Here is a 13,753-nt window from a genome sequence, read left to right as displayed (position 1 = left end):
CCAAAGAATACATGCTTAACCTTGGGCGTGAGGCCAGAAAAGCGGGTAGAGAAATCAGTCGCGCCGACAGCGGTAAGAAGAATGAGGCTTTGTTGAAGATTGCAGAGATGCTCGAAACGCATGCTGATTGGCTGATTGAGGAAAATCTCAAAGACGTACAAAAAGGCAGGGATAGCGGACTGGATTCGGCTTTGCTGGACAGGCTGGAATTCAAGGCTTCAGGGATTAAGTCAATGGTCGAAGGGTTAAAGCAAGTGGCCGCGTTGGCGGATCCTGTCGGAGAAATCACCGATCTGACCTACAGACCCAGTGGTATTCAGGTGGGACAAATGCGGGTGCCTTTGGGGGTAATCGGCATCGTTTATGAATCTCGCCCCAATGTGACGGTCGATGCCGCCGCGTTGTGCCTCAAATCCGGTAATGCATGCATTCTAAGAGGCGGTTCCGAATCTATTCATTCCAATAAAGCCATCTCCTCGTGTATCAGCAAAGGATTGGAGGCTGCCGGTCTGCCTGCTACTGCGGTGCAGGTGGTGGAAACCATCGATAGGGCTGCTGTGGGCGAATTGATCACGATGTCCGACTTTGTTGATGTCATCGTGCCTCGTGGCGGTAAAAGTTTGATCGAACGCATTACCAAAGAAGCGACGATTCCGGTTATCAAGCATCTGGACGGCATTTGCCATGTCTACATCGACAATACCGCTGATCATGAAAAGGCTTTGGCTATTGCCGTCAACGCAAAAACTCACCGTTATGGCGTTTGTAATGCAATGGAAACCTTGCTGATTGCAAAAGGTATTGCCGTTACTTTATTGCCTAAGCTAGCCGCCATTTACCGGGAAAAAGGCGTGGAGTTACGCGGCTGTCTTAAAACCTGCTCGATTATTACACCCTGTTTAAGAGCGACCGAAGAAGATTGGTCTACCGAATACCTGGCGCCAATTTTGTCAATCAAGGTGGTGGCGGATATCGATGATGCGATTGACCATATTCATCGCTACGGTTCGGCCCACACGGATGCTATCGTCACCGAAAATTATACGCTGGCCCGACGTTTTTTACGCGAAGTCGATTCAAGCTCCGTAATGGTCAACGCGTCCACGCGTTTTGCCGATGGGTTTGAATACGGCTTGGGCGCTGAGATCGGTATCAGTACCGACAAATTACATGCCCGGGGCCCGGTTGGGCTTAAAGGCCTGACGACACTCAAATACGTTGTTCTGGGTGATGGTCATATACGCGAATAGATGTTAGGTGTTTACGGCGGGACATTTGATCCCGTGCATTTCGGCCATTTGCGGACAGCCCTGGAAGTTAAAGAGCTATTCAAACTGGATGAAATTCGTCTGATTCCCTGTTTTATTCCTGCGCACCGTGATGAGCCTTCCGTGGCCGCGGACATGCGGGTCAGAATGCTGGAACTCGCATTGGCAGGGCAGTCCGGAATGACGGTCGATACCCGCGAAATCGACCGAGGCGGGCCTTCTTATATGGTCGACACGCTGGCCTCTTTGCGTGAGACGCTGGCTGCGGACAGGCCGTTACTGCTTTTTATAGGTAGCGATGCTTTTGAGCACCTTTGTCAATGGTACCGTTGGCAGGCATTGTTTGATTATGCCCATGTGGTCGTAATGACCCGACCTGGCTCGGGTTACGCCGAGCTGAATGAGGTTTTAAAACAGCGTTACACCGACTCGATACAAAAACTAAAAGACACGGCCTGCGGATCTTTATTTTTCCAGCGTGTCACACTACTTGATATTTCAGCGACAGCGATCAGGCAGATGGTAGCCGAAGGGCGCAATCCGGGATTTTTATTACCCGACGCCGTCATAAACTATATTGATCAAAATCAACTTTATCGGCGCTAATCAGCGCACTCTCATAGGAAATTGAATGCAACCAGAAGAAATATTACAGATCGTCCAGAAAGTTTTGGATGAACGCAAAGGACACAACATTACCGTAATCGATGTGCGAGGCAAAACCTCTGTCACCGATTATATGGTCTTGGCCACCGGTACCTCCGATCGACACCTGAAATCTCTGGTCGATTATGTCGTGGCCGAATTGAATGAAAAAGGCTATAAACCGTTGGGCCAGGAAGGCGGATTGGGGTCGGACTGGGTCTTGCTGGATTTGGGAGATGTGATCGTGCACGTCATGACCGATCAAGCTAGACAGTTCTATCAATTGGAAAAATTATGGTCAATTGAGCATAAAGCAGAAGCGGTTAATGCCTTGCAGGATTGATTGGATCCAACGCTTTAACCAATAAGCCATACAAGTTCCCGGTGCCGGGTATAAACTCGGCGTTTCGGGAAGTTCTCAGTTGACATCGAAAAGCCGCTTATGTCTGGCAATGACTGCAGAAGACAGTGGTTCGATTACTGATTCTTATCTCGGTGAGCGGACTTAAACACAGCGTGCAAGGTTCACCACCCCGTCCGTAAACTTTCAACTGCTGCTTGAAATAGCCCGGTTTTCCGTCCTCATTGACAAAGTCTCTCAAGGTGGTGCCGCCCTGCGAAATAGCATTTTGCAGTACCAGCCGAATGCAATCGGCCAAGTGGCGGTAGCGGGTCAGGCTGATCTTTCCCGCGGCGCGGGTAGGCTTTATGCCGGCCATGAATAATGCCTCATTCGCGTAAATATTTCCGACCCCGACGACGGTATGGCTGTCCATGATGAAGGATTTTGCCGCCAGACTTTTATTTTTCGACTGATGATAAAGATGTTCGCCGTTAAATTCACTTTCCAGCGGTTCCGGCCCCAGATCTTTTAACAAGGGATGTTCATTAACCGGTTTCTCGGTCCATAACACAGCCCCAAACCGGCGCGGGTCATTAAACCTTAGCAGCAGGTTGCCTGCGAATATAAAATCGATATGGTCATGTTTTTGGGGCGGTATGCCGTTCGTCACAATTCTCAGGCTGCCTGACATGCCCAGATGAATGATCAAGGTTCCCGATGCCGTGTTCAGCAGCAGGTATTTGCCTCTTCTGGCTATATGCGTGATGGTCAGTCCCGGCAAAATGTGTTGTAGATCATCGGTGACCGGCCAGCGAAAACGTGATTCTCTGACGCAAACCGATTGAATGACGTTGCCTTCCAAATGGGATTGGATTCCACGTCGTGTTGTTTCAACTTCCGGTAATTCAGGCATGGCAAGGTCTTTTTTTGAGGAACAATAAAATGGGGAGTGAGTAGTAAACAATCCGTTAGCGGCGTTTACGCTTACGCCAGATCAGTAGACCGCTAATGATCAATACGGCCGGAATGATCAGCAAAAAGCCAAAACCCATCACGGCGACGGCAACCGGAGGCAACAGCAGTTCTTTATCCGGTGCTTTTTTGATAGGGATGGCGACCATGCGGTCATCGCCGGTTAACCAGTTGATGATCCTAAGGCCCAGGTCAGCATTGCCGACATTGCCGATAAAAGCATTGGCAATAAAATCGCCATCACCCATCACCAGAATGCGTTGTTCTTTACGGCCTTCTATTTCACGTTTCAAGGCATAGGCAATTGCCAAGGGGCCCAGTTTTTCAAGATCTCCCGCGTTGAAAACAGCATCGGCACTCAGGCTACCGGTTTCTGTCCATGACTTTTCAGAACTTTGTAGCCATGCCTGAGTATCAAATACAGTGGAATTTTGACTCTCCAGCGCTGCGCTTTGAGGAAAAAGGGTCATTAACTGAAAGTTTTGCGTCAGTGGATGAGGCGGATAGCGGCCAATCAGGACAAATGAAGCATCGTTGACTCCATAGAGCAACGCTTGGGTGTCCATGACGGTGCCGGGCAGTCGGGTGATTCCCAGATAGCTTTCCAATTCGGGTTGGCCGGCGCTGTCAGGATCATATAACCAGAGAAAATGGCCGCCTTGATCGAGAAACTGCTTGATAATGTTGATTTCACCGGGCAACAGCTTGACGGTAGGACTGGCCAAGATGAGCAATTGAGCGTTATCGGGGATGGCTGGCATTTCAGCCAGATTCAATGTCTGTGCTTTGATGTTGCGCTTGGTCAGTTCTTGCCCGAATTGACCCCAATCGAAATTGGCACGGCCGTCTATGGCGCGCTCGCCATGACCGGTTAAAACGCTGATCCAGCGATCATTGCCATAGGCCAGTTGCGTGAGTGCATTGGTTAAGGTTGATTCATCAAGATAGTTAATGCGTTCGCGTCGATCTTGATAGTCGACAAACAGCGTGCCGGTCGATGCAATGTTTAATTCACGCGCTTGGTTCGGATTGGAATCCGGGTCAATGAAGCTGAGCGTCAGGTCCGGTTTATAATCGGTATAACGCGCGACAAGTTGGGCGATCTGAGCGCGCAGCGAAGGATCTCTTTTGATATAAGCGCTTATTTTGACAGGGCTGTGCAATGAATTCAGCACATTTTGCGTGGCGGGCGACAGCGTGTTGACAGCATTGACGGTGATGTCCCACTGCGCATTAAACTGGGTGCTGAACCAGGCCAAACCAGCCAGCAGTGAAATCAGCAGACACGTGATCAGACTGTTTTTGATGCGTAATTTGCGGTGGATAGAGCGGCTCAGTTTCATGTTTACAGGCGCTCGTTATCCAGATTGCGGATGCTGAGTATCAAAAACAGCAGGATAAAAATCGCGAAGTAAATTAGATCTACGCTCCGGATCAGCCCTGTTTGTATCATTTGAAAATGCTTTAGCAGCGATAAGTACTCAAATAATTCGCTGTGTTGATCTTTGATGCCAGTCGATAAATCCATTATCCACAACAGCAGCAGCAAACCAAATGCGCCTAAAGCCGCAATGATCGGGTGCCCGGCAATACAGGACATATACAGTCCGGTCGAGGTAAATGCCGACAGCAACAAAAACAAGGCGAGCAGGTTGGCCAGGCATTTTCCGTAATCCAGCGTGCCGCCGGTTAACAAGGATAAAGGCATCAGACTGATCAGCAGGGTCATTATAAAAAATAGCCCCATAATGCCCAGATATTTGCCGAGAATGATTTGTGTATTCGATACCGGTGCGGACAGCAAAAGAGGCAGCGTTTTATTCCGGCGTTCTTCACAAATCAGACGCATGGTCAATAAAGGTGTGACCAGCATCAATATGATCGCAGCATTACTGTAAAGCGGTGTCACGACAATATCGGTCAAGCCAGGGGCGTTTTCTATCGTTGCCAGCTCAGGTTGAACCCTGATGAATGTTTCAACCTGAGTCAAAAACAGATAGGCCAGAATGAACTGGATAATTGCCAGTATTGTCCAGGCCAGCGGCGATAAAAACAGTGTTTTAAATTCCCTTAGGGCAATCGTGCGAATCATGGCAGGGAATCCCTGGTGTTTGCACTGTTGTCTGATGCCGCCTGGGTGAGGGCAATAAATATATCTTCCATGCTGCGTTTAATCGGACTTATTTCCTGCAAGCCCCAGCCTTGAGCTATCGTCAACGATGCAATTTGCTCTGACGGGTCGTGGCTGCTGTCGTAATGTACCTGTATTTTGCAAGGTGCCAGAATTTCAATTGATAACACGCCTGACAAGGATTTTAATAAATCAGCATTGACAGGAATTCGCGTTGTCAATTCAACCGTCGCCATTTTCATATGCTGTTCGAGACCTTTTATCGTTTCATGCAGGATCAACCGGCCTTCCTGAATAATTTGCACATGCGTACATGATTCCTGAACTTCGCTCAAAATGTGTGTGGATAAGATTACGCCATGAGCCTGGCCCAGTTCGCGAATTAAACTACGAATTTCCCTGATTTGGATAGGATCAAGTCCGACAGTCGGTTCGTCCAGAATAATGATGTCGGGGCTATGTAAAATCGCCTGAGCAATGCCTACCCGCTGCTGGTATCCCTTCGATAAATGTGCGATCAGTCGGTCGGATACGCTGGTCAGACCGCATTTCTCCTTGGCCGTTGTCGTTGCCGGTTTGATTTGATCGCGTGGAACCTGATGCAGTTGTGCGCAATAGCTTAGAAATTCATCCACCGTCAATTCGCGGTAAAGCGGCGGCGTGTCTGGCAAATAGCCGATGTTGCGTTTAGCGGCTACCGGTGAGTCCAGCAGGTCGTGGCCATTGATGATGATTCTGCCGGCACTGGGGGCCAGATTGCCGCACAACATCTGCATCGTCGTTGTTTTGCCCGCGCCGTTAGGTCCCAGAAAACCCAGGACATCCCCTCGGGCTAATGAAAAGCTGAGATCATGAACAGCACAGTGTTTGCCGTAATAACGGTATAGATTTTCAGCTTCTATCAGCTTCATGAAGTAATGGACTAAATTTGTTTCAACAGATTTTCAATTTCTGCTTGTAATTTTTTGCGGTAAAAAAGAAATTTCCAGCGGGTGCCGCCACATTGTCGCCACAACATTGCTGCACGGATACCTGCCAGCAGAAGTGTACGGATTTTGTTGACGATTTCAGGCTGACTTAAATAGTTCTGTTCGCCGTTCACCATGATGCGGGGTTGCAGGGTACTGATCGTGTTGTGATAGGTGTCGCCTAAATTGGCAAACACATTTTCATGCAGTAAACCGAAATGATCGCGCTGTTGCTGTGCTTTTTCTATGCCTTGGCTGATGGTTTTCAATAAATCCGGCCGTTTAGACAATTGCTTTTCCAGAAAGACCAGCGAAGCCGCATAGCGGGCTTGTTCAGGATTGGAAATTTGAAAGCCGTTCAGTTGTTGATTCAGTTGTTCCAGGCCCAGCTTGATACCGCTCAAGCCATTGAAAATAGCCTCGACGGAGTCAGACTCTATTTTCAAAATACTGGCAACGCTGTTTTCTAATGCGGATTGGTCGGTTTTTCCCTGGGTTGCAAGTTGTTGCACCAAAGCTGCCGATTGAGCAACTCCGGCTAAAGCGATGGCTTGATTTTTAATGGTATTCAGATGCATGGATAGTGTTACCTGCAGGCGAGTTGATTGGGACAGTTTCTGGCGACAGGATTGCCTGCCGTAACCCAGCCCACTATACCTTTTTGTAAGTGATATAGATTTTTCATTTGCTGGGTTTGGGTCAGTATTTGACCCGCTTTAGCGCTTCGATTGCCGCTTTTGCAAACTAAAACTACGGCTTGATCCGGAGTCGTGCGCAATTTAGCCAGTTTGGCTTGCCATTGGTCAATATCAAAACGGCCATCGGCATCGAAAAAAGTCAGCGGATAACTTTGGGGAATCAGTCCGGATGCCGCCCATTCTTGAGGCGTGCGAATGTCGATAATCAACGCATTTTGCTGGTCCCTTAAGTCTATCAATTGTGCAATGTCTACCTGATTTAATTCATCCGCCGGCAATAATGACGGTAGCAGACTGAATAATAAAAGTAGCGGGGTGATGACGTTTCTAAGTTTTATCATGATAAGTTGTCCAAAGTGCTTTGAGCCCAGGTGATGCTGTCCAGGAAAGCGGAGTTGATTAAATGGGCTTCCAAATTCTGAAAAGTATCCAGTTGCGGAAGGCCTTGCTCATAGGATTTAACGTAAAGTAACAATTCTCCACCGAACCCTTCATGGTTGATTATGGCCTGGCTGACATCGCGGCTCAGAGGTAATTGCGCCAAAGCTTCCTCTATGGGTATATCCATCAGGTTATCAAGGTTGGAAAACAAACCAATTAAAAAAAACAATTCAGCATCTTTCCCGAGATAATGGGCAATTTGTTCACACATTTTGCCTCTGATGAGGGTGGTTTGCAGTATTGCTTTTGGTTTGTTGGATAAAGAACTGAGTGCAATAATGTTGGTCCAGCGTTTTATCTCTATCAGGCCAAGATAGCTGATTGCCTGCTTGATGGAAGAAATCTTGTTTGGAATTGCAAAAAATGCGGAATTGATGTAGTGAAGTAACTTGAAGCTCAGCGTGGCATCCAGCGATATGATACGGCTGACCTCATCGAATACCATTTCAGGCTTGTTGATGGTAGCTAACAACTTGATCAAGGCGGTTTGGTCAATGCCTAAGCGTTTTCCTTCAACAATGTTGGGTTTGCTGAGGAAAAAGCCCTGGAAGTAATGACAGCCGCGATCACGCAGCATTTCAAACTGTTGGCGGGTTTCAATTTTTTCGGCCAGCAATTGGGCTTTGTAGGATGAAAGCCTGTCGATGGTGAGATTTAACTCCTTGGTATCCATGGCCAAGACGTCCAACTTGATGATGTCGGCCAGTTTTACTAAAGGTTCCCATTCGGGTAAAAAGATGAAATCATCCAAGGCAATTGTGTAACCTGACTCCGATAATTCCTGTAAATTTTCTATGATTCGTTGATCGATGACGGTATTTTCGAGAATCTCGATCACAACACGGTCTTTGGGCAGGGCAAGAGGTGTTTTGTCGAGAATATTGCCGGTAGTGAAATTGATAAAGGCTTTATGGTTGCCCACCAGGCGGTTGATGCCTATCTCAAGAATGGTGTCGGTGATAACTTGGTGGGTTGCTTGACTGGCCTGATTATCCTGGCTCAGATCAAAGTCTTTCCCCCTGAATAGAATTTCATAAGCGGAAATCTCTAAATTTCGATTGAATATCTCTTGGCGAGCTATAAGGAAATCTTTCATTCAGTTGTCAGATCAATAACTGCCCGGTAAGCTGTGAGAATCATATAAATTTGAGAATACTCACGATTTATAGCATGATTGCTCTTGTTAAGTCGAGGGCGTCTGAATTCTATTACTAACTTGTGTTTTGGAGACAATGTATGTCGGAAAAGGTAACGTTAACAGTCAAGGGAATGAAATGTGGCGGTTGCGAAGCAAACGTCAACGGCAAGTTGGAGGCATTGGAAGGCGTGCTCTCAACCAGTGCTTCATTCAAGGAAAATCAAGTCTCTGTGGAATATGATGCTGCCAAAATCGATCTGGACGCGATAAAAAGCGTTATTTCTGAGGCTGGTTTTTTGGTGGAAGAATAGACTAAGTCCTTGATAATTTTTTTGTAAATACGGCTAAAAGGCAATCTTATGAGTGCGGCAATTCAAAACGACACGACAAATAATGCTCTCCGGTTATCCATTTTGGGTATGCGCTGCGCGGGTTGTGTCAGTGCTGTTGAAGGAGCGCTCAAAGAGGTTCCGGGTGTATTGGAGGTAACGGTCAATTTTGCGGACCACTCGGCTTATGTCAAAGGCGATGCGGATCCTGATTTATTGAAACAGGCAATTATTTCAGCAGGCTTTGATGCTGCAATCATGGAAGGATTGGAAGATCCGTCGGCCCAGGAAGCATTAGAGACGAAGCGCTATCAGGATTTGATGAAAAAAGCGGGCGTTGCCGGTGTCCTGGGTGTCTTTTTGATGCTGGGCGAGCATTTTGAATGGTTTCCTGAAATTGGCTCGGCCAACGGACAGTGGTTCTGGCCACAGCTGGCGTTGATTACCTTGGGCGTATTGATTTATTCCGGCTGGCATTTTTACAGCGGTGCAGTCAAAGCGCTGACATTAAAACAAGCCAATATGGATACGCTGATTGCCTTAGGCACAGGTTCAGCCTGGTTGTTCTCGTGTATTGTCATTGATTATTCGGCTAATTTGCCCTCATTGGCAAAACATGCGTATTTTGAGGCCGCCGTAGTCATTCTCGCCTTCATCAATTTGGGGTCCGGACTGGAAACACTGGCCAGAGGCAAAACCTCGAGTGCGATTCGCCAATTGATTGGTTTGCAGCCCCGAACGGCTCGGGTTGTCAGGGAAGGGATAGAGCAGGATATTGCAATTGAGGATGTTGGCCTTGGCGATATTTTGCGCGTCAGGCCGGGAGAAAAGATTCCTGTCGACGGCACTGTAACGGAAGGTCATTCGACGATTGATGAATCGATGTTGACCGGTGAGCCGATCCCAGTAGAAAAAATTAAAGGCGCTCAGGTTGTAGCCGGTACGATGAATCAAAAAGGCAGCTTCATGTTCCAGGCGACTCGTATCGGACGTGATACGGCGTTGGCTCAGATCATCAAAAGTGTCAGGCAGGCGCAAAGCAGCAAGCCCGAGATTGCGCGTTTGGCCGATAAAATCTCAAGTGTTTTTGTGCCCGGCGTGGTGCTGATTTCCCTGTTTACCTTCATTGTTTGGTATACCTTTGGGCCGGAGCCTTCGCTGGGTTATGCCTTTGTTACCTCCATGACGGTACTGGTGATTGCCTGTCCCTGTGCGCTGGGTCTGGCGACACCCATTTCCGTGATGGTTGCAGTAGGAAGAGCCGCACAGGCCGGTATTCTGATTCGTAAAGGCGAGGCGCTTCAGACCGCTGGAAAACTAACGGCCATCATTCTGGATAAAACAGGAACGGTAACGGAGGGTAAGCCCACTGTTGCCTCTATTAAAGCTGTAGGTGATTTTTCTGAAGAAACAGTGCTTGAATTAGCGGCCAGTATTGAGTCAGGTTCTGAACATCCTTTGGCGGGGGCGATTCTTTCAGCCGCCGAAGTCAAGCAGATAAATTTAAGCAAGTCTCAGCATTTTGAAGCAGTTGCAGGTCATGGCGTTTGTGCTGAAATTCAAGGCCGCTCCGTTTATTTTGGAAACGCGGCTTTAATGGCAGTCAAAGGTGTAGAGCATGGCGAGCATAAGTCTACGCTTGAGGCGCTTTCCGCGTTAGGCCAGACGCCCGTATTACTGGCAGTAGACGGACAGATAGCCGGAATAATAGGCGTAACCGATCCGATCAAAAAAGATTCGGCGGCTGCTATTTCCAAATTGAAGGAACAAGGTGTTCGGATCATTATGGTGACCGGCGATAATCCGGTTACAGCCAAAGCGATTGCCGATCAGGCAGGTATTACTGAAGTCCGGGCTCAGGTCCTGCCGCAAGATAAAGCGAAAGTGGTCAAACAACTTCAGGATGCCGGTGAAACGGTGGGTATGGTGGGTGACGGTATCAATGATGCGCCTGCTTTGGCACAGGCTAATGTCGGTTTTGCCATAGGTACAGGTACCGATGTGGCAATTGAAAGTGCTGACATTGTCATTTTACAAGGTTCTTTATTAAAGGTATCCGAGGCGATGGCCTTATCTAAAATGACTGTTATCAACATCAAGCAAAACCTGGTGGGTGCTTTCTTTTACAATACCGTCAGTATTCCGGTGGCTGCCGGATTGCTCTATCCTTTATTCGGCGTACTGCTCAATCCTATGATTGCAGGTGCGGCGATGGCGATGTCATCTGTGACCGTCGTGACCAATGCGAATCGTCTTCGCTGGATTAAACTTTAAACTTAAAAACGGCTGTTAATTCACTGAATGTCCGAAAGACACTTGAAAATCAGCAAGTAGCCCATTCATCTTTAGGAATGTCGTGCTTGAATGAGGTGTCTCGTTAACTGCATTCGTGCTTTTAGTGTTTTTCGTGGATCAAATGATTATTCTTAAGATAAAGAGAATGTTATGAACTATTCTAAATACCTTATCGCTGCGTCGGTTTGTTTGTTGCTTTTTGGCTGCGGTGAAAATTCAGATAATAAAAGTCAGCCAGCTGTATCCGCCGCCCATATAGAAGGTGTAGTGACTGATAGAGACGAACCCGTGACGCAGGGCAAAATTTTAGCGAAAGATGCGGGTGGTAAAACCGTTGCTACTTCGGATGTCACAAACGACTCAAAATTTGCGATTACGCTTCCAGCCAGCGCTCAATATCCCGTCGTGTTGGAAGTGACAGCGGGTGATAGTGTTCTTGAGGCTGTGGTATTGGACCCTATGCCGGCTCAGCTTGATATTTCGACCATGTCCAGTTTAGTGGTTCAATCAGCCAGAGATATTGGCGGCATAACCAAGGCCAATATGGCACAAGCGGCGATTAACGCGATACGTCAAAATAAAAAAGCCAGTGGCAAATCGACATCCGCCGGATTTAAAGGCGATCCAACTAAACAATACGGCGGCTGGCACTGATTTTTACCTGATTTCTTTTTCAACCGCTGAAACTATTGGATTAAGCTGAAGTGGGCATAGCATTTATACCTCGTTCTTCCTGAGACCGGCGCTTGTAATTGGTTTTACCCGTTCGCACCGAAGCCACGCAATAAATTAAATCAGTAATGGCGGCTTTAAATCGCATTGAGACTGAATGAAGTGGTTTAAACGTTAGTGCCGACAGGCGAGGTGTCGGTTTTTTCGGGGTATAGACTTCAACTTTGCCAGATTTAAAATACGGGATTCGTAATCATGCTCTTATGCTGTCCGGCATGAGTGCCTGCGTTAATGACAGCCCGTATTATTGGTTTTTCGTCCCATACTTCAAGCTCTTTTTTTGTGCGCAATGTCCCAAATTTGGAACATTATCGGTTATGAAATTGAAAGTTCTTGTATAAAAGACAATCAGGACTACGGTCGCTCATTGACTCATTCTGTGTTTATTATCAGTGACGGCATCATGCCGTAATAAAATTTCAAATGCTCCTTAGCCGTCTTTAGCCATCTTTTCTGTCGGATGAATTCCGGACATTGATCCTTGATTTGAACCCAGCCTATTAACAACAGGACTTTTAGAATGAAAACTGATCAGATGATAGCAGGCTTGCTATTTCAGAGCTGTGTTGATAGCTGTTGAAAGTGACCTCAAAACAATGCTTTTGTCTGATCGTTTGCTGCTTCGCTTCTTTTTGTGCGGCTTCGGATTTCAGTGCGTCAGATTTTGCATTTCAGGATCTGCTGCCTGATAGCTTGCAAATGCATGGTTTTTTGACGCAGGGCATTTTTCATTCTTCAGATAATAATATGTATGGAAAGAGTGATGATGGCTTGTCGCCTGGGCTGACCGAAATCGGTTTAAATCTGTCATACCGACCCATGGACAGGCTTACAGTCGCAGCTCAAGGCTTGTATCGTCGTGCAGGGGATGTTGATCCCGGATCGTTCAGGTTGGACTATGGCTTAGTCGATTTATCGATACTTGATATTGACGATCTAAGAGTAGGGCTGCGTGGAGGAAGAGTAAAAGTCCCCTATGGATTGTATAACGAGACCCGGGATGTCTCATTTACTCATCCGGGAGTTTTGCTGGCGCAAGGTATTTATTTTGACAGATCACGTTCATTATTCGTGTCCATGGATGGCGGGGCACTTTATTTTGATCACACCGATGAATGGGGTGATTTGTCCTATAAGCTGGTTTTCGGCATGCCGCAAACAGACAAGGAAATCATGATCGCAGTGCTTGGGCCTTTTTCTCAAGGGGAGTTGGACGGTAAGCCGGGGTTTGCTACCCAACTGAATTATGAAATGATGGGTGGTCGGTATGTTTTTGCCGTTAGCTATGTCGATCTTGAATTGCAATATGACCCCGTTAAAGGTGACAGTATCGGAGCGGGCTATCTTTCTTTTCGCCCTTTGGTATTTTCCGCTCAATTCAATGGGGAGAAGTTCGGTTTGACCGGTGAATACTTATATCAATGGAATCGTTTTAGCGGTTTTGGTCGTTCATTTCCGGATAAAGAATCCGTGACACAAAGCTGGTATGTTGAAAGCACCTACCGCTTCATACCTCAGTTGCAAGGCGCAATTAGATATAATGTTTTGTACCTGGATAACAATGACAAACAAGGTGATAGGGTGGAGCGTCTAGGTGTGCCTGATCATGTGATCTATGCCAAAGACTGGATGGTTAGCCTGCGTTGGGATGTGACCTATTACTGGATGCTCAGGGCTGAGTATCATCGTATAGAAGGAACCGCCTGGATACCATCAGCCGATAATCCTGATCCTAACAGCTCGCAAAAGTATTGGGATTTGTCCGGTTTGCAGCTTTCTTACCGGTTTTAGCG

Annotated in this window: 15 protein-coding genes; 8 read left to right on the top strand and 7 right to left on the bottom strand. The window is 47.2% G+C overall.

Annotated features, from left to right (window positions below):
• The first annotated feature begins 11 nt into the window (after nucleotides 1–11).
• From Q7V32_RS11130 to rsfS, 3 genes are read left to right on the top strand one after another with little or no spacing between them, the layout of a single operon-like run.
• Nucleotides 12–1,250, top strand: a complete 1,239-nt coding sequence (locus Q7V32_RS11130) for a glutamate-5-semialdehyde dehydrogenase (protein ID WP_304897110.1) — start codon at nucleotides 12–14, stop codon at nucleotides 1,248–1,250.
• A complete protein-coding gene (gene nadD, locus Q7V32_RS11125; protein ID WP_304897050.1) occupies nucleotides 1,251–1,874 on the top strand; it encodes a nicotinate-nucleotide adenylyltransferase in 624 nt (207 codons plus the stop codon). It abuts the gene before it with no gap.
• Nucleotides 1,875–1,899: 25 nt separating this feature from the next.
• Nucleotides 1,900–2,256, top strand: a complete 357-nt coding sequence (gene rsfS, locus Q7V32_RS11120) for a ribosome silencing factor (RefSeq protein WP_304897049.1) — start codon at nucleotides 1,900–1,902, stop codon at nucleotides 2,254–2,256.
• 97 nt (nucleotides 2,257–2,353) lie between these two features.
• Here rsfS and mutM read toward each other — a convergent pair whose 3' ends face one another.
• Genes mutM through Q7V32_RS11085 form a run of 7 tightly spaced genes read right to left on the bottom strand, consistent with a single transcriptional unit; the run spans nucleotide 2,354 to nucleotide 8,562 of the window.
• Nucleotides 2,354–3,169 carry a bifunctional DNA-formamidopyrimidine glycosylase/DNA-(apurinic or apyrimidinic site) lyase gene (gene mutM / locus Q7V32_RS11115; RefSeq protein ID WP_304897048.1) on the bottom strand — a complete coding sequence of 272 codons (816 nt, stop codon included), beginning with the start codon at nucleotides 3,167–3,169 and terminating at the stop codon, nucleotides 2,354–2,356.
• 55 nt (nucleotides 3,170–3,224) lie between these two features.
• Complete coding sequence (locus Q7V32_RS11110; protein ID WP_304897047.1) at nucleotides 3,225–4,571, bottom strand: GldG family protein; 1,347 nt, start codon at nucleotides 4,569–4,571, stop codon at nucleotides 3,225–3,227.
• A 2-nt stretch (nucleotides 4,572–4,573) separates the two neighbouring features.
• Complete coding sequence (locus Q7V32_RS11105) at nucleotides 4,574–5,320, bottom strand: ABC transporter permease subunit (RefSeq protein ID WP_304897046.1); 747 nt, start codon at nucleotides 5,318–5,320, stop codon at nucleotides 4,574–4,576.
• Nucleotides 5,317–6,270: an ABC transporter ATP-binding protein gene (locus Q7V32_RS11100; protein ID WP_304897045.1), complete on the bottom strand. Its 954-nt coding sequence runs from the start codon at nucleotides 6,268–6,270 to the stop codon at nucleotides 5,317–5,319. The genes Q7V32_RS11105 and Q7V32_RS11100 overlap by 4 nt, the downstream gene beginning before the upstream one ends.
• An 11-nt stretch (nucleotides 6,271–6,281) precedes the next feature.
• A complete protein-coding gene (gene hflD, locus Q7V32_RS11095) occupies nucleotides 6,282–6,905 on the bottom strand; it encodes a high frequency lysogenization protein HflD (RefSeq protein WP_304897044.1) in 624 nt (207 codons plus the stop codon).
• Between the two features lie 8 nt (nucleotides 6,906–6,913).
• The gene (locus Q7V32_RS11090) at nucleotides 6,914–7,366 is read right to left on the bottom strand and encodes a rhodanese-like domain-containing protein (protein WP_304897043.1); all 453 of its coding nucleotides are present in this window, start codon (nucleotides 7,364–7,366) and stop codon (nucleotides 6,914–6,916) included.
• A complete protein-coding gene (locus tag Q7V32_RS11085) occupies nucleotides 7,363–8,562 on the bottom strand; it encodes an EAL and HDOD domain-containing protein (protein WP_304897042.1) in 1,200 nt (399 codons plus the stop codon). The genes Q7V32_RS11090 and Q7V32_RS11085 overlap by 4 nt, the downstream gene beginning before the upstream one ends.
• A 140-nt stretch (nucleotides 8,563–8,702) precedes the next feature.
• Between Q7V32_RS11085 and Q7V32_RS11080 the strand changes: the two genes are divergently transcribed.
• The 5 genes from Q7V32_RS11080 to Q7V32_RS11060 all read left to right on the top strand — a co-directional run bounded on the left by Q7V32_RS11080 (nucleotide 8,703) and on the right by Q7V32_RS11060 (nucleotide 13,751).
• Nucleotides 8,703–8,915, top strand: a complete 213-nt coding sequence (locus Q7V32_RS11080; RefSeq protein ID WP_304897041.1) for a heavy-metal-associated domain-containing protein — start codon at nucleotides 8,703–8,705, stop codon at nucleotides 8,913–8,915.
• Nucleotides 8,916–8,963: 48 nt separating this feature from the next.
• Nucleotides 8,964–11,207, top strand: coding sequence for a heavy metal translocating P-type ATPase (locus Q7V32_RS11075; RefSeq protein ID WP_304897040.1), 2,244 nt, complete (start codon nucleotides 8,964–8,966; stop codon nucleotides 11,205–11,207).
• A 171-nt stretch (nucleotides 11,208–11,378) separates the two neighbouring features.
• A complete protein-coding gene (locus Q7V32_RS11070; RefSeq protein WP_304897039.1) occupies nucleotides 11,379–11,882 on the top strand; it encodes a hypothetical protein in 504 nt (167 codons plus the stop codon).
• A gap of 367 nt (nucleotides 11,883–12,249) precedes the next feature.
• Nucleotides 12,250–12,372, top strand: a complete 123-nt coding sequence (locus tag Q7V32_RS11065; RefSeq protein ID WP_304897038.1) for a hypothetical protein — start codon at nucleotides 12,250–12,252, stop codon at nucleotides 12,370–12,372.
• A 335-nt stretch (nucleotides 12,373–12,707) separates the two neighbouring features.
• Entirely contained in the window at nucleotides 12,708–13,751 is a 1,044-nt protein-coding gene (locus tag Q7V32_RS11060; protein ID WP_304897037.1) for a hypothetical protein, read from the top strand.
• The last annotated feature ends 2 nt before the right edge of the window (nucleotides 13,752–13,753 follow it).

The organism is Methylicorpusculum sp. (assembly GCF_030651835.1).
Lineage (GTDB): Bacteria > Pseudomonadota > Gammaproteobacteria > Methylococcales > Methylomonadaceae > Methylicorpusculum.
This window is presented reverse-complemented; position numbering and strand designations above follow the sequence as displayed.